This is a genomic window from Pandoraea sp. E26 (genome assembly GCF_000681415.1).
In the GTDB taxonomy this organism is placed as follows: domain Bacteria; phylum Pseudomonadota; class Gammaproteobacteria; order Burkholderiales; family Burkholderiaceae; genus Pandoraea; species Pandoraea pnomenusa.
This window is the reverse complement of sequence record NZ_AYXJ01000034.1, coordinates 185,800-210,239: the sequence shown is the minus strand read 5'-3', so window position 1 is coordinate 210,239 and position 24,440 is coordinate 185,800. Positions and strand designations below refer to the sequence as shown.

Below are 24,440 nucleotides of genomic sequence, written 5' to 3'. Positions count from 1 at the left end.
CAGAAGCCGGCAAGCCGAAAAGTACTGTTGCTTTTCTGGAACGATCGCCGGCCGGCGCCGGGTCAGTGTCCCACGGCGGCTTTGGTGCCGCGCTTCGGCCGGGTCAGCCAGACCAGCGCCGCCATGGCGAGAAACACGTAGCCGGACAGGTGGAAGATGTCGTTCGTGGCCAGCATGAAGGACTGGCGGGTGACCAGATCGTTGAGCATGCCGAAGTCGGACCCGTTGCCAAGCCCCAGTCCCTGACGCAACTGGTCGAGGTAGCTCGTGGTTGCGCTCGAATACGGCGTGATGTTCTCGGCCAGACGCGCGTGATGGTAAATGGCCCGGTCTTCCCACATCGTCGTGCTCACTGCGGTGCCGATGGCCCCCGAAAGCGTGCGAAAGAAGTTCGACAGGCCCGAGGCCGCGGCGAGCCGGTCGTCGGAAATGCTCGATAGCGTGATGGTCGTGACCGGCACGAAGAAGCAGGCGATGCCGATGCCCTGCACCAACCGCGGCTCGATCACTTTCGCAAACGACAGATTCAGCGCGAAATGCGAATTCCAGAACGACACGCCCGCGAACACGAAGAATGCGAACGAGGCGACCGCGCGAAGGTTGAGCCGCTCCATGTTCTGACCGATGATCGGGGATAGCACGAGGGCGAGCAGGCCGACAGGCGCGGTGGCCAGACCCGCCTTGCCCGCCGTATAGTCCATCACCGTTTGCAGCCACAGGGGGAAGATGACCACCGAGGCGAAGAACGTCATGAAGCCGAAGGAAATCACCACCACGCCCAGCGCGAAGTTGCGATCCCTGAACAACGTGAGGTCGACGATGGGCTTGTCGGACGTGAGCTCCCAGATGACCAGAAACGACAGACAGATCGCCGCCGTGAGCGCGAGCGTGACGATCAGGCTGTTGTTGAACCAGTCGCGATCCTTGCCGAGGTCGAGCATCATCTGCAGCGAGCCCACGCCGATGGCGAGCAGCGCGAGGCCGATCAGGTCGATCGGCAGCTTCTGCGTCTTCGTCTCGTGCCCGCGCAGCAGAATGAAGCACGATATCGCCGAGAAGATGCCCACGGGCACGTTGATGTAGAAAATCCACGGCCATGTGTAGTTGTCGGTGATCCATCCGCCGACCACCGGGCCGAAGATCGGTGCGACGATCACCGTCATCGCCCACAGACCGAGCGCGAGGCCGCGCTTCTTCTCCGGAAAGCTGCGCAGCAGGATGGTCTGCGAGAGCGGCACCATCGGGCCGGACACGAGGCCCTGGAGCAGGCGAAAGAGGACGAGCGTCTCCATGTTCGGCGCCAGGCCGCACAGCATCGACGCGACGGTAAAGGCCGCGACCGACATCACGAACAGCCTCGTCTCGCCCACGCGCCGGGCCATCCAGCCTGTGAGCGGCACGGCGATGGCGGCGGCTACGGCGTAGGAGCTGATCACCCACGTGCCCTGACTGTTCGAGACCCCTACGCTACCCGCAATGGTCGGCACCGCCACGTTGGCGATGGACGTGTCGAGCACTTCCATGAACGTACCCAGCGCAAGGCCGACCGTGAGTAGTGCCAGTCGCGCGCCGGTCAGCGGTGCCCCCTGCGGCGCCGGGGTGGCGGTGGAATGGGTCGTGACCGCGTCGGTCATGTGAGACGTCTCCCTGAAATGGCGGCCGAGCCTCGCCGGGCCCGGTCAGTGTCCAACCTGGATGGTGCCGCAGTTCGGCGCCCATGTGCGACGCGGGTTTGGAACGCCGACTCTAAATGTCGGTGCCAACCCTCCACGGCTCGAGGATGGCGTCGCGCGCTGCGGCAATCGTGCGCCGGGCGGGGGCTTGCGCGACGATGCGCTCGACGGTTTCGGCGCCGGTGCGGCAAATCGACGTCGTCTGGCGAATCATGGTCGGTTTTACCCCTTGACGCCGACGGACCGTCGAGATTGAATCGCGCTGACGCCCGACGTGTTCGATGCCACGTCGTGTCCCCCTGGGCGTAGTCGTGCAGGCGCAAATAATAGATCGCTCTTCGTCGTCCTTTGGGGCGTTCCGACGGTAGCAAAATCACAGGACAAGCCTATGCAGCCAGGAAGCGTCGTTCCCCTTCAATACAGTGAGTTTCTCGTTCTGCTTTCGTTCGTGATATCGACGTTGGGCGCGTATGTCGCTTTGGTGGCGGCGTCGCGCATTCGCGACGACGACGGCGGCATCAGCCTCGGTTATCTGACCGTATCGGCACTCGCGCTGGGGGGTATCGGCATTTGGGGCATGCATTTCATCGGCATGGCTGCGCAACGCATGCCGTTCCCCGTGTCGTATTCCCTTTGGCCGACGCTCGGCAGTCTGGTGCTGGCGGTGTTGGTCTCGGGGGCGGCGCTCTGGTACGTGGCCAGGGCGCCCTATCGCAATGCGATCCGATGCGTGATCGCCGGCGTGGCCGGCGGGCTCGGCGTTGCCGGCATGCACTATCTCGGCATGAGCGCGGTGCGCACGCAGGCGTATTTCGAATGGGACACGACGCTCGTGGCGCTGTCGGTGCTCATTGCGATCGTGGCGGCCAGTGTGGCGCTCTGGCTGGCGTTTCACCTGGAGACAAGCCTGCAACGCGCGTTGGCGGCGCTGGTGATGGCTGTCGCCGTCTGTGGCATGCACTACACGGGCATGCGCGCGGGCACGATCATCTGCACGACACAGACACGTGCGCAAGTCAGCATGCGATTGCACGGCGACACGTTGCCGTACGGGGTGTTTGCCATCGCCTGCGTCGTGCTGCTTGCGATGGCGGTGTTGCTCTACCGCACGTCACGTCGGCGGCGCGAGCGGATGGCGGCGCGTCTCGACGCGCTCGTGCGCCAGCGCGCGGGGCCCGTCTGATGGGGGCGCGAAAGCCGCGGGCACCGGAAAAGCAGAAACGCCGGCCAGTCTCTCGACGGGCCGGCGTTTCGGTATCCGGGCGCCTGTCGGCGCGGCACGCTGTTCAGTGCAGGATGGGGCTGCCTCCTACTGGCATGACATCGCCCGTTTCGATCAGGTCGACAATGAAAAACGGTTCGGTGTTGAGCTCTTTCGATGCCCCGGGCTGTCCGGAGTACCAGCGCACCATCGCCATATCGCCCAGTACACGGGTCACGATCCCCATGGCGCCTTGCGGTACTGCGATGTGATTGGATTTGACGATCGATCCGACTTGCACTTGAACCTCCTGCGAATGACGAAAAACCGACGTGCTGCCGTTCGGCCGGCGCGTCGTCATCCGACTATACCGTATTGCGTTGCGGGCATTGACGAATTCTCGTCCGGCGCGGCCAAAAAGCCTTCCGGCGTCGTGCCGTGATGCTCGGCGAGCACACGGTAGTGCGGCCCGCGCGGCGTGCGAACGGAATGAACGAGCGCATAGCCGTCGCATTGCCAGAGGAGCGGACGCGGATGCGGGTCCGACGGCGCGCGCCGCGCATGGCGCAGCAGTGTCACGTGCGGGCGGAATGCTTGCGTGAGCACGCGGGCCCCGGTGGCGCCCCATTGCGAGAGCAGCGCATCGCGTGTCGCGACGAGATTGTCCGGCACGGCCGCCGCACCGGCCCAAACGATCTTGCGATCCGACCAGAAGCCGAGATGATCGAAGGTGAGCGTGAACGGTGCGAGCGGTGTGCGCTGCATGAGTGCCAGAAGGATCGGCAGGCGGGCCGGATCCACTTCGTCGAGAAAGGCCAGCGTGAGATGCAGGGTCTGGGCGCGCAGCACACGTCCGCCGCATTCGGCATGCGCCGACACGGCCCATTCGTGAAGCTGCGCGCGTACGCCCGGCCCAGGCCACAGGGCGAGGAAAAGTCGCATGAGAACACCAGGGATCGGAACCTGCTGATGACTCTCATAGTAGACGCGCGTCCGGTCGAATGCCAGCCGCGCGCTCCGCACGGTCCGCGCGATCAGTTCGTTGAAATACCGGGCGTAATGCCACGACGACCGCGACGGGGCGATTCCGCCGGCTTGTCTTCGGGCCTGGCCTGCACCGGCGGGTGCATGATGCTGTTCCAGTTGTTCTGGATCGCCGTGTCCGTCATGTCGCGCGAGACGGCGCGCGAGATGTCGGCACTCGGGTTGATCGCCTGGCCCGGTGCCACGCCCGCTGCGGCGCTGTTGGTCGTGCCTGCGCTCGACGGGGCTGCGGTGTTCTGCGCGTGGGCGCGCGGCGCGAACGCGATCGAGGCGACCACCGTTGCGAGAGCGACGGCCAGCATGCGCCATGACGACTTGCGCAGCGACGGCGTTTGCACGGGGAGCGTCGCGACCGAGGTGCGGGAGGTGCGCGAGAGACGCGATGCGGACGAAACTGGCGAAGCGAGCGTTACGGGTGAATGGCGGGCCATTGGGTGTCTCGGATGAAGCGACGCGAATTCGCCGGCGACGGCCCGTCGCGGGACCAGCGTCGGCGTCACGCCTTATGTGTGGAATCAGTACCCGGGCGGCGGCCGCCATCCCGGAGGCGGGGGCGGCGGCGGCGCGTACCGTTGCACCGGTTGCGAAGGCATCATGTCCCCGCGCACGGGCACGCGGTTGCCGCTCGCATACATGCACTGAACGTAGGCCTGATCATAACGGCTTTGCGTCAGGTATGCAGACGACTGCGCGTTGCCCATGCCGACGGCGCTGCCGGTGAGCAGGCCGGCACCGGCGCCGATGGCGGCCCCCGAGCCGCCCCCGAAGGCGGCGCCGGCCGCGGCGCCGATGGCCGTGCCGATCACGGCGCTGCCGATCGCGCTGTTATTGGCGGCGGTTGCCGCGTCCATGCCGCCGTTCTGGCCGGACGCGAACTGGCGGCAGTTGAAGTCGTCCCGCCGGAACTGGTCGAAGGTCTTGCTGGTACCCGGCAGCGCCATGACGCTCGGACCGGTGGGCACGACGGCGCAGCCCGCGAGCGCGGCGGCGGCAAGTGTCACGGCGAGTGGCGCGAGGCGGCGCCACGCTCGCGGTGGGTGTTCGTTGCGACGCATGTGTGTGGGTGCCGACGACGGCGACATGCGCGCGCCGCGAACGAGAGTAGCAAAGGCCATGGCGTGTCTCCCGATCAGTTCGACGCCGGTTGCGCGGGCACTTCGCGCCATCCGGCCGGACACGTTTTCACGTACGGGTAATAGGCGCCCGCCTTGTCGCAGTAGTACCAGGTGTCGCCGTTGGTGCCGGGGAGATTGCCCTGTGCGCCGGGTTGCGGCTGCTCGATGTACTGCTGCGGCTGACTCGGCACGACGACGACCGGCGGCGCGTAGTACGACGGCGGCGGGTAATAGGGATAGCTGTAGGGATAGGGGTAATAGCCGGGACCGACCCAGACACCCACGCGGCCATGCCAGGCAAAGGCGCTGCTGCTCACGGCGGCAGCGGCCACGGCGACCAGGCCGAGGACAACAGGAAGACGTTTCACGACACGGACCTCGAAGAACGAACGCCGGACGCGGTGGATTCCGCATCGCGGATACGCGTCGCGAACGAGAGGCTTGCGACCTTTCGCGACGCGATACCGCTCAGGTGTTCATGCTCCCGAGTCTAGGCGCGACGGCCTTCCCGGGCAATTACGACACGTGTCGGAAGTGTTTCAAAGCATTACGCTTTTCGTATGCAGGGGGTCACTTCCCGATGCAAAACCGGCTGAAAATCACGCCGAGCAGATCGTCGGAAGTGAATTCGCCGGTGATGGTGCTGAGCTGTTCCTGCGCAAGACGCAGTTCCTCGGCGAAGAGATCGAGCGCATTCGCGTTGCGACGCGCATGTGCGTCCGCCATTTCGATGTGCTCGCGCGCGGCGCGCAACGCCGACAGATGACGTTCACGGGCGAGAAACACGCCTTCGTTACCTGCCTGCCATCCGGCAATCCGCAACAACTCCGCGCGGAGCAGATCGATCCCCTGCCCGCCCTTGGCCGACAGACGCACGCCGAGTGGCGCCGCGCCCTCCTTGGGCAGCACCGTCGCCGGTTCTCCCGCGAGATCCGTCTTGTTGTACACGCGCACGATCGGCACGTGCTTCGGCAACTGCCTTGCGATCGCCTCGTCTTCCGGCGTCATGCCAGTACGGGTGTCGAGCAGGTGCAGCACGGCGTCTGCCTTCGCGATCTCGCTCCAGCTGCGCGCGATACCGATGCGCTCGACCTCGTCTTCGGTCTCGCGCAGCCCGGCCGTGTCGATGATATGCAGCGGAATGCCGTCGATCTGGATCGTCTGCTGCACCTTGTCGCGCGTGGTGCCGGCAATCGGCGTGACGATGGCCAGTTCCGCGCCGGCCAACGCATTGAGCAACGAGGACTTGCCGACGTTGGGCTGCCCCGCCAGCACCACGTTGATGCCCTCGCGCAGCAACGCCCCCTGGCGCGCCTGCGAGAGCACCTGCGCCAGTTGTGCACGAATTCGTTCGAGTTGACCGAACGCGTCGGCCGCCTCCAGAAAATCGATCTCCTCTTCCGGAAAGTCGAGCGTCGCTTCGACCAGCATGCGCAAATGAATCACCTGATCCACCAGTGCATGAATCTCGCGCGAGAACGCGCCATCGAGCGAGCGGCTTGCCGAGCGCGCCGCGGCCTCGGTACTCGCTTCGATCAGATCGGCCACCGCTTCGGCCTGCGCCAGATCGAGTTTGTCGTTCAGAAACGCGCGGTGCGTGAATTCGCCCGGCTCCGCCAGCCGCACGCCAAGCTCGGCGCCCTCGTCGAGGCAACGCTGCAGCAGCAATTGCAGGACGATGGGACCGCCGTGGCCCTGCAGCTCCAGCACGTCTTCGCCCGTGTACGAATTCGGCCCCGGGAAGTACAGCGCGATGCCGCGATCGAGCGCCTCGCCGTTGGCGTCGAGAAAAGGCAGGTACGACGCATGGCGCGGCTTGAGCGGCTGCCCGACCAGGCGCGCGATCACGCGTTGCACCGCGTCGCCGCGATGCTTGCCGAACGACACGCGCACCACGCCGATCCCTCCGCGTCCGGGGGCGGTGGCAATGGCGGCGACAGGAACGGCGGAGACGGAGGCGCTCATGGAAGGATTCGTGGAAAACAGAGGCTTATTTTGACATGCACCAAACAAAACCGCCCGCGAGAGACTCGCGGGCGGCATCGTCAGACGGTCCGGACGCGAAGCGTCAGGAGGTCGCCTTCTTTTCCTTCTTGGTGCCGAGCATTCGGTTGATCGACCATTGCTGCGCGATCGACAACGAGTTGTTCACCACGTAGTACAGCACCAGGCCCGAGGGCAGGAAGAGGAACATGACCGAGAAGATCAGCGGCATGAACATCATCATCTTGGCCTGCATCGGATCCGGCGGCGTCGGGTTCAGCTTGGTCTGGATGAACATCGACACGGCCATGAGCACCGGCAGGATGTAATACGGATCCTGCGTGGACAGATCGTGAATCCAGCCCAACCAAGGCGCGCCGCGCATTTCCACCGACGACAGCAGCACCCAGTACAGCGCGATGAACACCGGAATCTGTATCACGATCGGGATACAGCCGCCGAACGGATTGACCTTCTCGGTCTTGTACAGCTCCATGAGCGCCGCGTTCATCTTCTGCGGATCGCTCTTGTAACGCTCGCGCAGCGCCTGCATGCGCGGCGTGATTTCCTTCATGCGCGCCATCGACTTGTAGCTGGCGGCCGAGAGCGGGAAGAAAATCAGCTTGATGATCACGGTCACCGCGATGATTGCCCAGCCCCAGTTGCCCAGCAGGCCGTGCAGCTTCGAGAGCAGCCAGAACAGCGGCTTGGCGAGGATCGTGAAGTAACCGTAGTCCTTCGTGAGCTCCAGGCCCGGCGCGATCTGCTCGAGCATGTGCTCTTCCTGCGGACCGGCAAACAGACGGGCATCCACCGTTTCGGTGCCGCCGGCAGGAATGCTCGCGAGCGGCTGCTTCACACCGACACGATACAGGCCGTTGTCGAGCTTGCCGATGTAGTTGTCGCGCTCGGCGCCCTCCTTCGGAATCCAGGCCGTGGCGAAGTAGTGCTGCACCATGCCGATCCAGCCGTCGCTCGACTGCTTGATGTACTTGGCCTTGTCCTTGTCGATGTCGCTGAACGTGATCTTCTGGAACTTCTCGTCGCTGCTGTAGACCGCGGGCCCCGTGAACGTGTGCGAGAACTTCGCGCCGCTGATCTCGCGGCCGTCGCGCACCAGTTCCATATACAGCGTGGGCTTGATGGCGGCGTCGGTCTTGTTGACGATCGTGTTCGACACGTCGATCACATAGCTGCCGCGGTGGAACGTGTATGCACGTACCAGCTGCAGACCGCCCTTGACCGGCGACTCGAACTTCACCGTCAGGGTGTCGCCCGTCATCGTGGTCGGACCCGGCACCTGCGTGAAGATGTCGTTGTGATTCGGGAAGTCGCCGCCGATCAGACCCGTGCGCGCGAAATACTGCTGGCTCGGCGTGTTGTCGAACAACACGACGTGCTTGTCGGCTTCCTCGGCGTCGGGCCACTTGGTGAGCGCGAGGAACGACAGCGTGCCGCCCTGCGTGCTGATGTCGGCCTCGTAGACGTCGGTCGTGATGCGCACCTTTTGAGCGGTGGCGGCGGCCGGCGCGTTGCCCGGTGCGCTACCCGCGGCGGCACCGGCGTTGGCGCCTTGCGGCAGGTCGTTGGCCGGCGTCTTGTTCGTGCCCGTGGCGGCCGGGGTCGAAACCTCGGGCGTCGGGAAGAACAGCGACGAATGGCCATTGGCGCGTTGCCAGTTGTCGAAAAGCATCACGACAGACAGCGCGAAAATGACCCAGAGTACGGTGCGTTTGATGTCCATGCGGTAACTCGTGGTGGACGAAACTCAGGAATGGCCCGGCGCGCGGCGCGTAACTGCCGATGCGGCCGCGGGCCCGGTCGAGACCGTCCGCTTCGCTCGCGACGCATCGCTTCCGGCAACCGTGTCGGCGCCTTCGGCAGGAGAGTCGGGGACGTTGCAGACGTGTCGTGCCGGCGGTACGGGATCGAAACCACCGGGGTGAAACGGGTGACAGCGGCATAGACGCCGGGCCGCGAGATAAGTGCCGTAACCGGCACCATGCTCGATGATGGCCTCGCGTGCGTAGTCGGAGCAGCTCGGATGAAAGCGGCAACGGTTCCCCAGCCAGGGACTGATCGCCAGCTTGTAACCGCGCAGGAGCAACAACAGCACGCTTCGCATCTCGATTCCGCCTGTCAGTCCGGCCGAGAGGCCGGGTGGCGGCGCATGCCCGGGAGTCGGGCGCTACCGTGTGAGGACTAACTACCTTCCGTCTTGTCGCCGGTCGGGCGATGCCTGCGGGCGGCCTTTTCCGCAGCATCGAAGAGCTGCGTGAATTCCGCGTGACACAGTGTGTTCAACACTGGTGCCGCCGCCGCCGTGTACGTCCCCTTGTCGAAACGCCGGGTCAATCGCAGCACGAAATCCCAGCCCGCCAGAGCCGCGCGGCGCTGACGGAACATCTCGCGCGCCTGACGCTTGATCAGGTTGCGAGTGACCGCGCGAGGCGCATGCTTCTTGCCGACGACAATGCCGATGCGGCCCTCTTGAGGCATGGCATCGACAGGGGTGTCCGGCGCGCTGTCGCGCCGGCGCATGTACAACACGAAGTGCGCGCTGCGACGCAGGGGGCGCAAACTAAAAACGGATGAGAACTCATCCGTTTTGAGAAGTCGCGCGGCTTTGGGAAACCCCAGGGCCGGGACTTCGCGCCTTGCGGATTTGACGCGCAAACCGCGGTACGACCGAGATCCGCGATTAAACGGCCAGGCGCTTACGGCCCTTGGCGCGACGAGCGGCGATGACCTTGCGGCCGCCACGGGTCTTCATGCGAACCAGGAAGCCATGGGTGCGCTTGCGGCGCGTCACGGAAGGCTGAAAAGTACGTTTCATGATGCACTCACTGTGTGAAAAAATTCCCGCGCAGCAGCATCGTGAAACGCCACATGAGCACCGTGAAAACCTGCAAATTCAAGGACTTTCACGCTCGGCCCAGCCGTCGGGAGTTGGATAGGAATCCGGTTATCTTTCTAACGAACCCGCTATTTAATCGGCTTTTCCGTTGTGTGTCAATAGGTTAGCCATCACGGAAGATGCGCATGTGCACGATCGGTGCCTGGGTTCTCGCAGACGCGCCATCCGGCGGTACCGGGGCTGTGGATAATGGCAGGAAAACGACGGGGCATCTTTTTCTGCCGGTGGATAAATGCCGTTCAGGGGAGATATTCACGCGCTCGCGGCAAAACGACACCATTGCCCCGCAAATGCGCAGCCGTCGCGCGAAGTCAGGCCGGTTAACGCGGCGAGGCCGCCCGGAGATGCCGGTGCTGTGGGCATTCCTGTGGATAACTCGCTTTGCCGACGCTTTGGCGTTAAAATCCCCCATCAATTTTTTACCCAGCAGAGTACCGGTGACGCCGCCATGTGGATAGCGCGCCGGGTTTTGTCGTTTGCGCGCGCCGAAGCCGGCCGCCCGCGCGAGACAAGGCCCGAACGCAGCGCCATGGTCGAGGATTGCCGGTGGTCTGCATTGCGCCGCCGGTCCGACACGACCTGGCCGGTGACCCCGTCGGAATTACGCATCGAGACGGGCGCGCCGGCTTGGTTCTGGCCGTTCTGCCCCCATATCCAATGTTACGGATGGTGGATGGCCAGAGCGCCGGACGAAGCCCTCGGACAAGCCCCGCGCCACCCTGGATAACACGCTGCATGAACGACTTCTGGCAACACTGCGCGACACGTCTCGAACAAGAGCTGACGCCCCAGCAATTCCGCACCTGGATCAAACCGCTGGCGCCGCTCGACTTCGACGAACAGGCGCGCACGCTCAAGATCGGCGCACCCAATCGCTTCAAGCTGGATTGGGTGAAGAGCCAATTCTCGGGGCGTATCCAGAGCATGGCGTCGGACTATTGGAATGGACCGATCGAGGTGACGTTCGTGCTCGATCCCAAGGCGGGCGTGCGTGTTCCCTCGTCGACGCCCGCCCCGGCGCCCGTACCGGTTCCGACCACGCCGGCCGTGCCTGCCGGCGTGGCGCGCCAGAATCCGGCCGCGGCTGCGGCGCAAACGGCGGTGGCCGGTGCGCATGCGGCCGATGTGGCGTCGCTCGACGGTGAGCGTCCGGATCTGGAAGCGAGCGAAGCGGAGGCGGTGCGCCGCAATTGGCGCGTCACGCCGCAGGAGCCCGCGCAAATCAGCGAGGCCGAGTCGATCTACGAGCGTTCCAAGCTCAACCCGGTGCTCACGTTCGACAACTTCGTGACGGGCAAGTCGAACCAGTTGGCGCGCGCGGCGGCGATCCAGGTCGCGAACAACCCGGGCACGTCGTATAACCCGTTGTTCCTGTATGGCGGCGTCGGCCTGGGCAAGACCCACCTGATCCATGCCATCGGCAACCAATTGCTGGCCGAGAAACAGAATCCGCGAATCCGGTACATCCACGCGGAGCAATACGTGTCCGACGTGGTCAAGGCATACCAGCGAAAGGCGTTCGACGAGTTCAAACGTTACTACCATTCGCTCGATCTGCTGCTGATCGACGATATTCAGTTCTTCTCGGGTAAGAGCCGCACGCAGGAAGAATTCTTCTACGCGTTCGAGGCGCTGATCGCGAATCGTGCGCAGGTGATCATCACGAGCGACACGTATCCGAAGGAAATCACGGGGATCGACGACCGTCTGATTTCGCGTTTCGATTCCGGCCTCACCGTAGCCATCGAACCGCCCGAGCTCGAAATGCGCGTGGCGATTTTGATCAAGAAGGCGCAGGCCGAGGGTGTGGGCTTGTCGGAGGACGTGGCGTTCTTCGTGGGCAAGCACCTGCGCTCCAACGTGCGTGAACTGGAAGGCGCGTTGCGCAAGATCCTGGCGTACTCGAAGTTCCACGGCCGGGAAATCACCATCGAGCTGACCAAGGAAGCGCTGAAAGATCTGCTGACGGTTCAGAATCGTCAGATTTCCGTCGAGAACATTCAAAAGACGGTGGCCGATTTTTACAATATCAAGGTCGCCGACATGTATTCGAAAAAGCGGCCTGCCAATATTGCGCGGCCGCGTCAGATTGCGATGTACCTGGCGAAGGAGCTCACCCAGAAGAGCCTGCCGGAAATTGGCGAGCTGTTCGGCGGACGCGACCACACGACAGTGCTGCATGCGGTACGCAAGATTGCGGAAGAGCGAGGCAAGGATGCGCAACTCAATCACGAGTTGCACGTGCTGGAGCAGACGCTCAAGGGGTAAACCGGTGTGTCCGGGGGACGGCGAGGCGGGGTCGCCGGCGTCCCTGTGGATAAGCTGGGGGTGGTTTGGGGGGCACTGGTGTTTTCGGGCACAATAGCGGATCGGCGCACAACGCGTCCCCGGCTCGTCCACCGTGTTTTCCGCCCTGTTATCCCATCTGCAAGCGATTGATAGATAAGGGAATCTTCGGGTTTTCAGCCGCAACCGGCACCCGTTAACAGTTACTACGAAGGATAAATATGCAATTGGTCAAAACTCAACGAGACAATCTGCTGCGGCCGCTGCAAATTGTGAGTGGCATCGTCGAGCGTCGCCACACGTTGCCGATTCTGGCCAATTTGCTTATTCGCAAGCACGGGCAGGACATTTCGTTCCTGTCGACCGACCTCGAGTTGCAGATCACCACCACCGCCGACTGCGGTGCCGGCGCCGACGATGTGGCGACGACCGTGGCGGCGCGCAAGCTGCTCGACATTCTGCGCAACATGCCGGACGCCGAAGTGGCGTTGTCGCTGTCGGACAAGCGTCTGACGGTGCAGGCAGGCAAGAGCCGTTTCCAGTTGCAGACGCTGGCTGCGGAAGACTTCCCGACGGTGGCCGAGGCGAAGGATTACGCCGCGAGCTTTGCGCTGCCGCAGCGGGCATTCCGTCAACTGCTGGGCATGGTGCACTTCGCGATGGCGCAGCAGGACATCCGTTACTACCTGAACGGCATGCTGCTCGTGGTCGAGGGCGAGAAGATCGAGGCGGTCGCCACGGACGGTCACCGTCTGGCGTACTGCAACACGACGATCGCGGGCGAGAAGTTCGCGCGTCAGGAAGTCATCATTCCGCGCAAGACGATTCTCGAGTTGCAGCGTCTGCTCGAGGACATCGACGATCCGGTGCAGATCGACGTGGCGCCGAGCCAGGTGAAGTTCCGTTTCGCGAACGTCGAGCTGGTGTCGAAGCTGGTCGAGGGTAAGTTCCCGGACTTCAACCGCGTGATCCCGAAGGGGTACAACAAGAGTTTTGTGATCAGCCGTGAAGAGTTGCATCGCTCGTTGCAGCGTGCGGCGATCGTGACGTCGGACAAGTTCAAGGGGGTTCGCTTCCTCGTGAGCGAGAACCTGCTGAAGATCAGCGCGAACAACACCGAGAACGAAGAAGCGCAGGAAGAAATCGAGATCGACTACACGGGCGAATCGGTGGATATCGGTTTTAACGTCACGTATCTGCTCGATGTGCTGTCGAACCTCAAGGTCGAGCAGGTGAAGGTGAGCCTTGGCGACGCCAATTCGAGCGCGCTGATCACCTTGCCGGACAACGACGATTTCAAGTACGTCGTGATGCCGATGCGCATTTGAGCGGAGTTTCCGCCATACGCGCCGTCACATGCGCGAAGGGGCCGAGCGCCCCTTTGGCGTTTCTAGAGAATTATCCTTTTGCGGGATAAGCCGACTTCGTGGCGCCAAAAGCGCACGGAGACGACAGGTCATGAAGCAGTAATTCGTCAGTTAATGACGCAGTAACCGGAAGATTGTCATGAGCGAACAGCAAAAGCAGGCCGAAAGCGGCTATGGTGCAGCCTCCATCCAGATCCTCGAGGGTCTGGAGGCTGTGCGCAAGCGTCCCGGCATGTACATTGGCGACACGTCGGACGGCACGGGCCTGCATCACCTGGTATTCGAGGTGCTGGACAACTCGATCGACGAGGCGCTTGCCGGATACTGCGATGACATCCACGTGACCATTCACGCGGACAACTCCATTTCCGTGACGGACAACGGTCGCGGCATTCCCACGGGCATCAAGTTCGACGACAAGCACGAGCCGAAGCGTAGCGCGGCGGAAATCGTGATGACCGAGCTGCATGCGGGGGGCAAGTTCGACCAGAACAGCTACAAGGTGTCGGGCGGTCTGCACGGCGTGGGCGTGTCGTGCGTGAATGCGTTGTCGTCGTATCTGAAGCTCACCGTGCGTCGCGATGGCAAGAAGCACTTCATGGAATTTCACCGTGGGGTGCCGCAGAATCGCGAGATCGAGGTGGTCGACGGCGTCGAGACGTCGCCGCTGAAGGTGTTGGGCGATACCGACAAGCGCGGCACGGAAGTGCACTTCCTCGCTGACGAAACGATCTTCGGCAATGTTGAGTTCCACTACGACATTCTCGCCAAGCGTATGCGCGAGCTGTCGTTCCTGAACAATGGCGTTCGGATTCGTCTGACGGATCTGCGCACGGGCAAGGAAGACGATTTTGCCTTTGGCGGTGGCGTGAAGGGTTTCGTCGAGTACATCAACAAGTCGAAGACGGTGCTGCATCCGACGGTGTTTCACGTGATGGGCGAGCGCGACGGTATCGGCGTGGAAGTCGCCATGCAGTGGAACGACAGCTACAACGAGACGGTGCTGTGCTTCACGAACAACATTCCGCAGCGCGATGGCGGCACTCACCTCACGGGGTTGCGCGCGGCCATGACCCGCGTGATCAACAAGTACATCGTTGAGAGCGAGATGGCCAAGAAGGCCAAGGTCGAGACGACTGGCGACGACATGCGCGAGGGTTTGACGTGCGTGTTGTCGGTGAAGGTGCCGGAGCCGAAGTTCTCGTCGCAGACGAAGGACAAGCTGGTGTCGTCGGAAGTGCGTGCGCCGGTGGAGGAATACGTGGCGAAGGCGTTGGAGGACTTCCTTCAGGAAACGCCGAACGACGCCAAGATCATTTGTTCGAAGATCGTCGAAGCCGCGCGCGCGCGGGATGCGGCGCGCAAGGCGCGTGAGATGACGCGTCGCAAGGGCGTGCTCGACGGCGTGGGTCTGCCGGGCAAGCTGGCGGATTGCCAGGAGAAGGATCCGGCGCTGTGCGAGATTTACGTGGTCGAGGGCGACTCGGCGGGTGGCTCGGCGAAGCAGGGTCGCGATCGCAAGTTCCAGGCGATTCTGCCGTTGCGTGGCAAGGTGCTCAACGTTGAGAAGGCGCGTTTCGACAAGCTGATTTCGAGCGAGCAGATCGTGACGCTCATCACGGCGCTTGGTTGCGGCATCGGCAAGGACGACTACAACATCGACAAGCTGCGTTATCACCGGATCATCATCATGACCGATGCCGACGTGGACGGTGCGCACATTCGCACGCTGCTGCTGACGTTCTTCTATCGTCAGGTGCCTGAGCTGATCGAGCGCGGTTACGTGTACATTGCGCAGCCGCCGCTGTACAAGGTCAAGCACAACAAGGACGAGCGTTACATCAAGGACGAAGGCGAGTTGGCGCAGTACATGCTGAAGTTGGCGATGAACAATGCCGAGCTGACGCCGTCGACGGGCGCCGCGCCGATTTCGGGCGATGCGCTGGGCGAGTTGACGCGCAGCTATCAGTTGGCTGACAGCGTCATCGAGCGATTGAGCCGGCTGTATGAGGCGTCGGTGCTGACGGCGGTGACCGAAGGCGTCGAGATCAATCTCGACAACGAGGAAGCGGCGAAGCAATCGGCGCTGGCGCTGGAGGCTGCGTTGAGCGACGATCCGCTGGCGCCGGAGATCACGATCACGGCGGTGATGGAAGACGTCGAGAATGCGGATCCGGTGGCGGCGCTGCGTGTGGAGCGTCGGCATCACGGCAACGTGAAGTTGAGCATGATCACGCAGGACTTCCTGCAGTCGGCGGACTACGCGCAGTTGCAGAAGACGGCCGAGACGTTCAAGGGGCTGATTGGCGAGGGTGCGACGATCAGGCGCGGCGAGCGTTCGCAGCCGGTGTCGAACTTCAAGACGGCGATGAAGTGGCTGATGGCCGATGCCGAGAGCAAGGTCTCGAAGCAGCGCTACAAGGGGCTGGGCGAGATGAATGCGGAGCAGTTGTGGGAAACCACGATGGACCCGACGGTCCGCCGCCTGCTGCGCGTGCAGATCGAAGACGCGATCGCTGCCGACGGCATCTTCACCACGCTCATGGGCGACGACGTCGAACCGCGCCGTGCATTCATCGAGACGAACGCGCTGCGGGCCGGGAATATTGATGTTTGAGTTTTTTTGTAGATAGACGCATAACCCGAGAAAAAAGGACCCATAAGTTGAGAAACTTATGGGTCCTTTCTATTTATAGTTCGGATTCATCAGCGCACATCTGTGCTCGTCGGATTTCACGAGCGCGGTCGTTGACGTCTGTCAGTTCAAAGTAGACAAAACGCGGAATTAGGCAAATTTGGTGACGGTGAACGGAATGCGAAACAGCACAAAGCCGCGTTGGCGATGATGAAGAACCGGGACATATCAGTCGCTGAAATCAGTCGACAATTCGGTGTGTCGAGGTCGACGTTGTACAACCTGCAAGCCAAAAGCAATCGAACTGTCGAGTTGCGAGTTTGCGGGACGCGTCCCGCGCGTCAGAAGATGCAATGCATGCGTCGTGACATTCGACGAACTAGTAGCGAGCTGCGGCTGGCGTTGCCTCTTCACCACTAGTACGCCGCGCAGGTTGTCGTCAAACCGACAGGCCAATCCCAGATGGGCTACCTTCCGGAATCAAGTCGTCGATAGCGGATTCCACGACTCGCAGTTGCAACAAACGAATAGACATAGCCTGCTCGCTGACGCCGAACATCTTTGCCATTGCGGCAATATCTAGCTCGTCCCAGAGGTTGCGTTGAAGCGCGGCATGCTGGAGAAGTGGAGCGGGCATTAAAAGCGCTGCAGCAAACCTGTTTGCCTCACGTTCTTCTTGCGGGGTCGTCGTTGAGTCGGGGGCCATGTATTCCCCCGGTTGCCCCACTCTCTGATAGATACGCATCTCGGTATCTATAAATACCCGGTCACTGCTTCGATGATGAAGCCTTAAATGGCCCAACTCGTGAGCGATGGTGAATCTTTGTCGATTGGGATGATGCGCAGCGTTGACAATAAGGTGACACTCGTTCCCCTTAGCTATCAAGGCGCCTGACACCTGTGGCTCCAATTCATCATATCGAAGGGTCGTGTTGTAGGCAGACACCACCCGACCTAAGTCCACAGGAGTAGAGACTGCGCCAGCGTAGCGCAACGTTTCCTGTGCGATTTGTTCGATTGCCTCAGCAGAATAATTAGCCATTACTGCCTCGTGCGTTCAGTAAGGTGTCCAGAAGCTCTTTAACTTTCGGCGTCGTCTGGAATACTTGCTCACCGAAGGCGAACTTCTCCAATGCAGGTCTCTCAACTGTTGGTTGCTGCACTTGCTCGAGAACAGGAAGCATTTCGTTCAGAGGCACGTCAAAGACGCTACAAATCCGGTAGAGCACATGCAAAGGCACTTTTTGAGTGCCCTTCTCAATGTTTGTTATCGATGTACGCTCGAGCCCGACTAGCTCGGCCAGCTCAGCTTGGGTTTTCCGCCCATCTGCGGCGTTTTCGCGCAATTCGCGAACCTTCGAGCCAATCGTCTTATATAAGAGTTGGTCGTCTATCACTTCTTTTCTCCCCAGTGCGCCTCTAATGTAGGTGCCAGTGAGCCGAATGTCAATAATGTTGACATCGAGTGCAAGGTTTTCCTGCGAGCAAAATGTCATCCATAATGACAATGTCAGTAAAAATCACATGAAAGTGCTATTATGGCAGCATGTGGAAAATCGCATGTGACGTTTACCAATATCGTGAGCCGTGGTAGAGTGTTTCAAGCACTTACCTATGCGGCAACGACCACAGGAGGAAAAATGACCAGCCAATAAAAAAGGGTCAACCTTTCGATTGACCCTTGTGCGAACTCGCCAAAATGGCTCGTTCGGCGTCAGAACCTCGAGTTTCGGCGTGTTCGTGCGCGGCGTCAATCCTTTTAGCGTTTCCAAGCAACTACTTGCCCACTCGGTCGAGTGGAATGGGCAACTATTGACTAAAGGATTGTCAACAATGCCAGCCAAACATGTAAGTATTACGGTAGACCGCACCAGTCGTTCCATCGAACCCGGTGCCGTTTATGGGCGTCAATTGCGCGAAGTCGGCCAGGTCTCGGACAGCGATGAGGTGCTGCTCGAGGTCAACGGGGATGTGGATGTGCCCGTCGGCCACGACGACATCGTTTTTATTCGCGGCGGCGAAGTTTTCAGCATCGCAGCGAAAGGCAATATCGGCGAAAACCCCGTGCTGCGTAAGCCGGTACGCTTCACTCTGAACGATGCACCGGTGCCCGCGTCGTCGCACGGGCCCCATGCGAAATTCCTCGGTGCACAACTGAAACATCTCGCTGGCGTAAGCGAGGACGATGACCTGTGGTGTGACCTCGAGGGTCTCGCCGACGTGCGTCTCGAAAGTGGTCAGCGCGTTGTGGTCCAAGAGGCTGACCACTTCTTCACGGTTCATAGCGATGACCATCGCTATGATGTCACCGTACTCGTCGACGGCGAGGCGCAAAAGCGCCGTTTCCCTTCGCGTATCACGGTTCGTCAAGCGATTCGCCGCTGCCTCCCCCGCGCGGACCGGGACAATGTCGACTCGTTTCAAATGGTTGACACGCATCTGGGCATGAATCCGCTGCAGCCGGAAAAAACGCTCCATGACTCTGGTGTTCGCGACGGGCACGTTCTGTCCATTACCAAGAAAGACGGCGGAGGTGGAGCGAAATGAGCACAGCGGCCATCGTCAACCCCGAGAAGTCGAAAGACATCTTCACGAGGGCGATTCGGCCGCTACTGTCTGAAGCTGATGCGTACTCGAGCGCGGGCATCGTAGTTATCGCGTTCGAGTATCCGTACCTCGATGTCGAACTGGGCTGGCATTTGCACGGCACCAGCATCCGTTTGCGCATCGACGGTACGGATTACAGCTACAGACCAGTTCGCGGCTGGTGGATTGACCACGCCGGCAATCCACTTCTCTCTGGCCGAGGCAGCGTTCCAAACGGCCCCGGATTTCATCACCATCGCGTCACCGATGAGCCGGGTTGCTGGTTCTGCTTTCTCGGTTGGCGGGAATATCACGACCATCCCGGCCATCAGCAGGTGTCTTGGGCTGCACTGCGCTCGCAGAAACGCTACGGCGTTTGTGGGCTCATCGCGCAGCTGCATCAGGACATAAACCGTCCAGGGGTAACCAAATCATGAAGTTCGGAACTTGGTTCATACCGATTGCTGTGCTTGAGCAGACCGAGAGGGCGTTTATTTCAGGAAACCACGAAGTCTTCGTCATCTGGACGGCCTCGGCGTCACAAAATCCTCTCGTTGATGCTAACGTCCTTCGAAGTGTCGTACCGCAACAGCAGCCAGGCGAAACGCCTACCGGCGTCTACGTGCATATCCCCGGGGCCGAATTACAGCGGATTCAAGTCGACAACTACGCGAGAGGTGAGCGGTCCGTCGTCCAGCTTCACACACACCCCGGCCCCGATGTGCGCATGTCGGATTTGGACCGTGAATGGGAAGTTGTCCGGCACGTTGGTGCGCTAAGTATCATTGTTCCGTTCTACGGTCGCGGCGGCCTTAGTTCGTTCGATGGGGCGAATGTCTATGAGCGCGAAGAAGCGGGTTGGCGATTGTGGACGCCGGCGGAAGCCTCCACTCGTCTGGTGCGCGTATGACTCAGGCCTTTGACAAAAACGTGCAGGCGCTTGAATCACTCTTCAAGTCCAAAGACCTGGCCTTACGTCTGGCTGGTACACGCATCGCCGTCGTTATGCCTCCGTCGCAGGCATCCAAGGCGGCGTTGCTGCTCGCCGACTTCTTGGTCGATTGCCTTGCGCGCCTCTGGCCGCAAATCGACTTTGTTGGTGAAGGCAATGAGCAGCTAGTCGAGCGCGCTGTGGGTGTGGCGAGGTCGGGCGGAGGTGTCACGACTGGCTTTACGTCGCAGTGGAGTCCGCCATACGCGTGCGTTATTGCGGTCGGATGCGACGCGCCAAGCCAGGTCAGCCCAACGGTACGCATTGGGGCCGACGGATGGGGGGCGACGATAGGTGAAAATGCGAGTTGCGGGGATAGCGCAAATCCAACCGGTCCGGCGTTCGCCGCGGCATTAGGCGCCGCGCAGCTTTTCTTACAGGTGTTCAAGCTGGAACTCCGGGACACGGGAGCGTGCGAAATCGAAAGCTGCGTTTTCGACGTGCGGACCATTTGCAGCGCGCCTGGCCTTGAAGTTACTGATTTGCATCTATCGCACACGACCTTCGTAGGCGTTGGCGCCGTAACGCACGGGTTGATGGGTGTCCTTGAGCGCTGGCCGTTTCCTGTCACTGGCGACGCACGTTTGGTGGATGCTGATTCGTACAGCGCGTCCAACGGGCAACGCTACGCGTTCATGAGTTCAGACAATGCCGGCAAACTGAAGGTTGAAGCCGTACGAGCGCGGCTGGCTGCAGTGCACCCTAACCTGCGTTTGGAATCATATGCGGAGGACCTGAACACCCATTGCGCGTCACACGGTTACCCGAATGGCGAAGCGCGTTATGTTGTTGGTCTTGATTCCGCTGAGTCACGCCGACACGCCGCGTTAAAGTATCCGGGGCACTGCGTCAATATGTGGACTGAGGGCGTACGAATTGGGGCTGCACGATATTTTCCGACAGACGAGAGCGCGTGTCTCGGTTGCGACTATTTGGAGGATGTCAGCAAGTTGCATGACGAAGTCGCGGAAGTTCATCAAATCACTGGCCTGGCTCCTCACGTCGTTCGCGAGCTGCTGGACAGCGCGCGCGGTCTCACGCAAGCGGAGGCGACGACAGTTTCGGCCACGGCAGGCCTGCCAATCGACCGAGTTGTTGGTGAGCCATTGCGCTCAGTGCTTCCACTTGCGTGTGCCATTGGGAAGCTTCAGGTGGCAAAGAGCGGTGAACTAGCTGACGTTCCGTTTGCTTTCTCGTCGCTTATGGCTGGTGTGGCTGGCTTCGTCATGTTGCTTCGTGACGTCACTGGTCCGTTCGACCGGAGTGAGGGGTGGACCGAGCACGTTTTTAAGCCGCCACACCAGTTGATGTGGACGCGGCGCATAGCGCGGCTGGAATGTGCATGTTGCGCTCCGGTTAACGCGGCGGAATCGGAACCGTGCTAGTTGTTCCCGGACACCGTGTACGGCGCGGTGTCCGGGACTAGGGTTTGGCCGAGGGGGCTACACGGAGCCGCCTTCGAGCTTTTTGATAAAGACGAGAATTTTCGATTTCGTCGGGGGCCGAGCGCTGCAGGGGTGCAAAGCAGCGCTAGCGTGTCTTCCCACGAAAGCGGTAAAGGTCATGTTTCGCTACTCAATCGCCGAATTTACCCCGCCGGTTTAGGCGCGGCTTCTACCGTCACAGTGGAGCCAGTAAATCCACTTGATATGTACAGCGGTCGGCCATAGAATCATTTTGAATCAGCGCCGCTGCAGTGGTTGTTTAAAAATTAGTACTTCATAGCAGTTATCGAGACAAGACTAAATTCTAGATGCAAGTCCGGACGCCGACAGAACACGTTGTTTCTCGTAAAGACTGTCTCGGATGTTTCTGCCTGGGCTCCCGAGGGCCTGGCGAGCGACGCGTTTCGCATTTTAATCGTTGTTCCCCAGAAGACATTGATGATGCCGCAGTGATGCGCGTTGCTTGCGCTCGGTCGCTCGCTTCGCGCTTGCTCCGTCAATTGAAATCAGCGAGACTTTTATATGCAAATGTTGTTGACGTCGCCGGATGCGGTGTTGGTTGCGGGGATTCCAAGTCCTGCCATTGCTGAAGTGTTATCGGATTTTGCGGCGTTGGGAAATCCAGTGGCACTTTTGTCGAACCACTCCGAGCCAGCTTGGTTTAAACAAACATTTGTCAACTCGCAAGTTCAGTTCCTGCGCAGTCCGGGGCGGCAGGACGGTGGTGTGGTGGCCCACAATGCGCAACGCTTCAACCTGAAGAGCCACGATGTGCTTGTCCTTGCGAGCAAGCTAGAGGACATCCAGATGGCGAAGAATGGGCGTGCGGTTGTTATTGGTGCTGGATGGTCAAGCAATCAAACCGTCTCGGACCTTGGCATTCGAGCTGCCAACCCGACGGACCTCTCGCAGGTAATTGCGCTGACGGCCGGCTGGCCTGGGCAATGGTGGTACCAGGGAAACGCGCAGCGTTATAGCGTTTATGCATTGGCGGACCTGTCTCAGTTGGGCAAAGGGTTCGACCAGCAAGTCTTCGCTGGAAAACTGAAAAGTACGGTGAAAGGGGGAGGCGTTCACCTCAACGCGCTTCTTGCGGTTACGGCTCGCTCGCTCCTCATGCTCGGTGCCGGAGAGGTGAAGAACTTCGTCTGGGGTGTCTACCCATCCTCTAACAGCAGCAACACGGACGACGAAACGCTGAGTGATTTCACGCATCGACTTCGAACGACGGTCTCCCGCGTTCATTACGCAAAGCGGGGGGAGCCCCTCTTCGTTCGCCATGCACCGTCTGTCAAGCGTTCCGGAAGCGGTTACACGGGCGATAGGCATGACCCAACCGGACAAATGACGACTGTGCATTTGAACCCGTTCTATCGAAAAAACGGCAGCCTGCGGGGTAAGAAGATTGTTGTCGTTGATGATTGCACAACTTACGGCGTTTCGTTCGGCGTAGCCGCTGCGTTTCTTCTGAAAGCCGGCGCAGAGTCCGTGACTGGCATTGCTCTTGGCAAATTCGGAAACCGACTGAGCGCTTACCAGATTGACTTGGACAGCGACCCGTTTGCACCGGTCAGTCCGAACAACTTTACTTGGTCACACGCCGCCCTTACCGGTGCCTCGAACTCTGGCAGTCAGGCAGCCCTCACATCGCTACTGACGTAGCCGGTTGGACTAGGATGCTCTCGCCTGTGCGCCATCAAAAAATCAAAATGAGGTCAATGGAAAAATGAAGAAGGTCGTCCTTTTCGATTTCGACAGCACCTTGGCAAAAACAAAGTCGATTCGCGAAATACGAGAATCGCTCGATTATGATGCGCTGACGAGCGAATCGATGCAGCGTGTGGAACCGTATCGCCCGGTCCCGGAGTTGCTCAAGGCGCTGAAAGCAAAAGACGTCTTGGTTGGAATCGTCACAAATGCGGGGCGTGGCTACATTGACCGCGTACTTGACCACCTAGGCATGGTGAACGACTTCGACGTTGTTGTTTCCTACACCGACGTGAAACGAGCGCAGAAGCAGCCCAAGCCCGCACCGGATGGAATCCTGCTCGCCTTGGAAGCGCTAGGCGTAGAACCCGGCCCTCACGTGTTGTTCGTTGGCGACGAATATATCGACATTGTCGCTGCCTATAACGCGGGCGTTACGCCAGTCGTTCCAAGCTGGGCATCTCGCGAGACCGTTTCGACGGCACCGGCGGTTACCTTGTCGTCGAAAAATGTGATGGATTACTTTGACGACCCCACGAACTTTCAGCTGTTTGGGGAGCGTGCCGCCCAGCATGCTTCCATAGAGTTTCCGCGTAACGCGACCTTTTTCCTCCCGCTCGACCTTTCAGGCAACGTTGTTACCGTTGTCGAGCAAATGAGGATTCTATGCTTGGGCCGATACTTCAACCAGAAGTCGGTGGTCACTGCCACTCTTCATGAATCGCACGCGCTGTCGCAGCACATTGTGCTCAAGGAGAGTACTCCCTCGTTTGAGTTGCAAGACTACTGGGAGGACGTGGTGTTGCACGTCCTTCGGAAGGGGCCGGAATATATTTTCCGCAATGAGCATCCCTTCGACCTTATTTCGGTCGTACCTGGCAAGGCGGGAGGGCATCCGAGACTTGAAAATTTCCTCACACGGGTTCAAGAGCAAGCCGGGAAGGAATTCTCGGATACCTGCTTTGATGGGACCCTATTAAAATACGTTAACGACGCGCAGAAGCAGAAGACGTTGTCGGGTGACCAACGTGCGATTGAAGCGGTGCGGGCCCTTCAGTTGTCTGAAAACGCCGGCGGCCGTATCGCGGGGAAGCACGTGTTAGTCATCGACGACGTGGTCACAACCGGGTCGACGCTATCGCGAGCTATCAACCTGATGGAGCAATCCGGGGCGGCCTCCGTGACAGGGCTCGCGTTTGCGAAAACGGTCAGCGTCCAACAGGACGATAAAATCTGTCCAATGTGTACGCGAACGATGCGTATTCGGCGAAATGCCGCCCATGGAAGCCACTTTTGGGGGTGCTCTGGCTACGGCGCAGACGAAAACCCATGCGCCTACACGGAGGATATGCAGAAGAAAGCTTGCCCTGCATGTGGTCGCCCAATGGTGCGCCGGATGAACCGAAAAGACGGTTCACGGTTCTGGGGTTGCAGCGGCTACAATCTGACTCCGTCCTGTAACAATACTGAAAATCTCGAATAGTGCCCGT

At 60.6% G+C, this 24,440-nt stretch carries 24 protein-coding genes; 10 read left to right on the top strand and 14 right to left on the bottom strand.

Annotated features, from left to right (window positions below; translation table 11 throughout):
- Positions 1–62 precede the first annotated feature (62 nt).
- Both W930_RS0121880 and W930_RS30525 read right to left on the bottom strand, forming a co-directional pair.
- Positions 63–1,634 (bottom strand): DHA2 family efflux MFS transporter permease subunit, encoded by a 1,572-nt coding sequence (locus W930_RS0121880; RefSeq protein ID WP_023872666.1) that lies wholly within the window; start codon positions 1,632–1,634, stop codon positions 63–65.
- Positions 1,635–1,746: 112 nt separating this feature from the next.
- Complete coding sequence (locus W930_RS30525; protein ID WP_023872667.1) at positions 1,747–1,887, bottom strand: hypothetical protein; 141 nt, start codon at positions 1,885–1,887, stop codon at positions 1,747–1,749.
- Between the two features lie 174 nt (positions 1,888–2,061).
- On the opposite strand from W930_RS30525, the gene W930_RS0121870 reads away from it, so the two are divergent.
- Entirely contained in the window at positions 2,062–2,856 is a 795-nt protein-coding gene (locus tag W930_RS0121870) for an MHYT domain-containing protein (RefSeq protein ID WP_023598279.1), read from the top strand.
- A gap of 103 nt (positions 2,857–2,959) precedes the next feature.
- On the opposite strand, the gene W930_RS0121865 is transcribed toward W930_RS0121870, so the two are convergent.
- The 10 genes from W930_RS0121865 to rpmH form a co-directional block, all read right to left on the bottom strand.
- The gene (locus tag W930_RS0121865; protein ID WP_023872669.1) at positions 2,960–3,175 is read right to left on the bottom strand and encodes a hypothetical protein; all 216 of its coding nucleotides are present in this window, start codon (positions 3,173–3,175) and stop codon (positions 2,960–2,962) included.
- A gap of 56 nt (positions 3,176–3,231) precedes the next feature.
- Complete coding sequence (gene thpR, locus W930_RS30520; protein ID WP_023872670.1) at positions 3,232–3,816, bottom strand: RNA 2',3'-cyclic phosphodiesterase; 585 nt, start codon at positions 3,814–3,816, stop codon at positions 3,232–3,234.
- A gap of 92 nt (positions 3,817–3,908) precedes the next feature.
- Positions 3,909–4,349 (bottom strand): hypothetical protein, encoded by a 441-nt coding sequence (locus W930_RS30515; protein WP_023872671.1) that lies wholly within the window; start codon positions 4,347–4,349, stop codon positions 3,909–3,911.
- Between the two features lie 84 nt (positions 4,350–4,433).
- Positions 4,434–4,973 (bottom strand): glycine zipper family protein, encoded by a 540-nt coding sequence (locus W930_RS0121850; RefSeq protein ID WP_023872672.1) that lies wholly within the window; start codon positions 4,971–4,973, stop codon positions 4,434–4,436.
- Between the two features lie 74 nt (positions 4,974–5,047).
- Positions 5,048–5,401 (bottom strand): hypothetical protein, encoded by a 354-nt coding sequence (locus W930_RS0121845; RefSeq protein WP_023598274.1) that lies wholly within the window; start codon positions 5,399–5,401, stop codon positions 5,048–5,050.
- A 202-nt stretch (positions 5,402–5,603) separates the two neighbouring features.
- A complete protein-coding gene (gene mnmE / locus W930_RS0121840; protein ID WP_023598273.1) occupies positions 5,604–6,998 on the bottom strand; it encodes a tRNA uridine-5-carboxymethylaminomethyl(34) synthesis GTPase MnmE in 1,395 nt (464 codons plus the stop codon).
- Between the two features lie 103 nt (positions 6,999–7,101).
- Positions 7,102–8,760 carry a membrane protein insertase YidC gene (gene yidC, locus W930_RS0121835; protein ID WP_023598272.1) on the bottom strand — a complete coding sequence of 553 codons (1,659 nt, stop codon included), beginning with the start codon at positions 8,758–8,760 and terminating at the stop codon, positions 7,102–7,104.
- 24 nt (positions 8,761–8,784) lie between these two features.
- Positions 8,785–9,141: a membrane protein insertion efficiency factor YidD gene (gene yidD / locus W930_RS29835; RefSeq protein ID WP_023872673.1), complete on the bottom strand. Its 357-nt coding sequence runs from the start codon at positions 9,139–9,141 to the stop codon at positions 8,785–8,787.
- 77 nt (positions 9,142–9,218) lie between these two features.
- Entirely contained in the window at positions 9,219–9,779 is a 561-nt protein-coding gene (gene rnpA, locus W930_RS0121825; protein ID WP_369798700.1) for a ribonuclease P protein component, read from the bottom strand.
- A complete protein-coding gene (gene rpmH / locus W930_RS0121820; RefSeq protein WP_010806664.1) occupies positions 9,718–9,852 on the bottom strand; it encodes a 50S ribosomal protein L34 in 135 nt (44 codons plus the stop codon). The genes rnpA and rpmH overlap by 62 nt, the downstream gene beginning before the upstream one ends.
- Before the next feature lie 816 nt (positions 9,853–10,668).
- Here rpmH and dnaA point away from each other — a divergent pair.
- The 3 genes from dnaA (at position 10,669) to gyrB (ending at position 16,203) form a co-directional block, all read left to right on the top strand.
- Positions 10,669–12,201 (top strand): chromosomal replication initiator protein DnaA, encoded by a 1,533-nt coding sequence (gene dnaA / locus W930_RS0121815; RefSeq protein ID WP_023598269.1) that lies wholly within the window; start codon positions 10,669–10,671, stop codon positions 12,199–12,201.
- 239 nt (positions 12,202–12,440) lie between these two features.
- Positions 12,441–13,547, top strand: a complete 1,107-nt coding sequence (gene dnaN / locus W930_RS0121810) for a DNA polymerase III subunit beta (protein WP_023872674.1) — start codon at positions 12,441–12,443, stop codon at positions 13,545–13,547.
- 178 nt (positions 13,548–13,725) lie between these two features.
- A complete protein-coding gene (gene gyrB / locus W930_RS0121805) occupies positions 13,726–16,203 on the top strand; it encodes a DNA topoisomerase (ATP-hydrolyzing) subunit B (protein WP_023872675.1) in 2,478 nt (825 codons plus the stop codon).
- Between the two features lie 457 nt (positions 16,204–16,660).
- Here gyrB and W930_RS29830 read toward each other — a convergent pair whose 3' ends face one another.
- On the bottom strand, positions 16,661–17,263 hold the full coding sequence (locus W930_RS29830; protein ID WP_080685308.1) for an ImmA/IrrE family metallo-endopeptidase: 603 nt from the start codon (positions 17,261–17,263) through the stop codon (positions 16,661–16,663).
- Positions 17,256–17,618 carry a helix-turn-helix transcriptional regulator gene (locus tag W930_RS28430; protein WP_158516321.1) on the bottom strand — a complete coding sequence of 121 codons (363 nt, stop codon included), beginning with the start codon at positions 17,616–17,618 and terminating at the stop codon, positions 17,256–17,258. Before W930_RS28430 ends, W930_RS29830 begins: the two co-directional genes overlap by 8 nt.
- A gap of 286 nt (positions 17,619–17,904) precedes the next feature.
- On the opposite strand from W930_RS28430, the gene W930_RS30245 reads away from it, so the two are divergent.
- The 6 genes from W930_RS30245 (at position 17,905) to W930_RS29320 (ending at position 24,433) form a co-directional block, all read left to right on the top strand.
- On the top strand, positions 17,905–18,768 hold the full coding sequence (locus tag W930_RS30245; RefSeq protein ID WP_152552669.1) for a hypothetical protein: 864 nt from the start codon (positions 17,905–17,907) through the stop codon (positions 18,766–18,768).
- Entirely contained in the window at positions 18,765–19,244 is a 480-nt protein-coding gene (locus tag W930_RS30240; protein ID WP_152552668.1) for a hypothetical protein, read from the top strand. The genes W930_RS30245 and W930_RS30240 overlap by 4 nt, the downstream gene beginning before the upstream one ends.
- Complete coding sequence (locus W930_RS0121780) at positions 19,241–19,717, top strand: Mov34/MPN/PAD-1 family protein (RefSeq protein WP_028731323.1); 477 nt, start codon at positions 19,241–19,243, stop codon at positions 19,715–19,717. The genes W930_RS30240 and W930_RS0121780 overlap by 4 nt, the downstream gene beginning before the upstream one ends.
- Complete coding sequence (locus W930_RS0121775) at positions 19,714–21,183, top strand: ThiF family adenylyltransferase (RefSeq protein WP_028731322.1); 1,470 nt, start codon at positions 19,714–19,716, stop codon at positions 21,181–21,183. The genes W930_RS0121780 and W930_RS0121775 overlap by 4 nt, the downstream gene beginning before the upstream one ends.
- 582 nt (positions 21,184–21,765) lie before the next feature.
- Positions 21,766–22,905: a phosphoribosyltransferase gene (locus W930_RS0121770; protein ID WP_028731321.1), complete on the top strand. Its 1,140-nt coding sequence runs from the start codon at positions 21,766–21,768 to the stop codon at positions 22,903–22,905.
- A gap of 64 nt (positions 22,906–22,969) precedes the next feature.
- Positions 22,970–24,433 carry an HAD-IA family hydrolase gene (locus W930_RS29320; RefSeq protein WP_051610669.1) on the top strand — a complete coding sequence of 488 codons (1,464 nt, stop codon included), beginning with the start codon at positions 22,970–22,972 and terminating at the stop codon, positions 24,431–24,433.
- The last annotated feature ends 7 nt before the right edge of the window (positions 24,434–24,440 follow it).

Bases quoted from the DNA above. Each gene is read 5' to 3' on its own strand.
- W930_RS0121880 (WP_023872666.1), bottom strand. From the start codon at position 1,634: ATGACCGACGCGGTCACGACCCATTCCACCGCCACCCCGGCGCCGCAG.
- W930_RS30525 (WP_023872667.1), bottom strand. From the start codon at position 1,887: ATGATTCGCCAGACGACGTCGATTTGCCGCACCGGCGCCGAAACCGTC.
- W930_RS0121870 (WP_023598279.1), top strand. From the start codon at position 2,062: ATGCAGCCAGGAAGCGTCGTTCCCCTTCAATACAGTGAGTTTCTCGTT.
- thpR (WP_023872670.1), bottom strand. From the start codon at position 3,816: ATGCGACTTTTCCTCGCCCTGTGGCCTGGGCCGGGCGTACGCGCGCAG.
- W930_RS30515 (WP_023872671.1), bottom strand. From the start codon at position 4,349: ATGGCCCGCCATTCACCCGTAACGCTCGCTTCGCCAGTTTCGTCCGCA.
- W930_RS0121850 (WP_023872672.1), bottom strand. From the start codon at position 4,973: ATGCGTCGCAACGAACACCCACCGCGAGCGTGGCGCCGCCTCGCGCCA.
- mnmE (WP_023598273.1), bottom strand. From the start codon at position 6,998: ATGAGCGCCTCCGTCTCCGCCGTTCCTGTCGCCGCCATTGCCACCGCC.
- yidC (WP_023598272.1), bottom strand. From the start codon at position 8,760: ATGGACATCAAACGCACCGTACTCTGGGTCATTTTCGCGCTGTCTGTC.
- yidD (WP_023872673.1), bottom strand. From the start codon at position 9,141: ATGCGAAGCGTGCTGTTGTTGCTCCTGCGCGGTTACAAGCTGGCGATC.
- rpmH (WP_010806664.1), bottom strand. From the start codon at position 9,852: ATGAAACGTACTTTTCAGCCTTCCGTGACGCGCCGCAAGCGCACCCAT.
- dnaA (WP_023598269.1), top strand. From the start codon at position 10,669: ATGAACGACTTCTGGCAACACTGCGCGACACGTCTCGAACAAGAGCTG.
- dnaN (WP_023872674.1), top strand. From the start codon at position 12,441: ATGCAATTGGTCAAAACTCAACGAGACAATCTGCTGCGGCCGCTGCAA.
- gyrB (WP_023872675.1), top strand. From the start codon at position 13,726: ATGAGCGAACAGCAAAAGCAGGCCGAAAGCGGCTATGGTGCAGCCTCC.
- W930_RS29830 (WP_080685308.1), bottom strand. From the start codon at position 17,263: ATGGCTAATTATTCTGCTGAGGCAATCGAACAAATCGCACAGGAAACG.
- W930_RS30240 (WP_152552668.1), top strand. From the start codon at position 18,765: ATGAGCACAGCGGCCATCGTCAACCCCGAGAAGTCGAAAGACATCTTC.
- W930_RS0121780 (WP_028731323.1), top strand. From the start codon at position 19,241: ATGAAGTTCGGAACTTGGTTCATACCGATTGCTGTGCTTGAGCAGACC.
- W930_RS0121775 (WP_028731322.1), top strand. From the start codon at position 19,714: ATGACTCAGGCCTTTGACAAAAACGTGCAGGCGCTTGAATCACTCTTC.
- W930_RS0121770 (WP_028731321.1), top strand. From the start codon at position 21,766: ATGCAAATGTTGTTGACGTCGCCGGATGCGGTGTTGGTTGCGGGGATT.
- W930_RS29320 (WP_051610669.1), top strand. From the start codon at position 22,970: ATGAAGAAGGTCGTCCTTTTCGATTTCGACAGCACCTTGGCAAAAACA.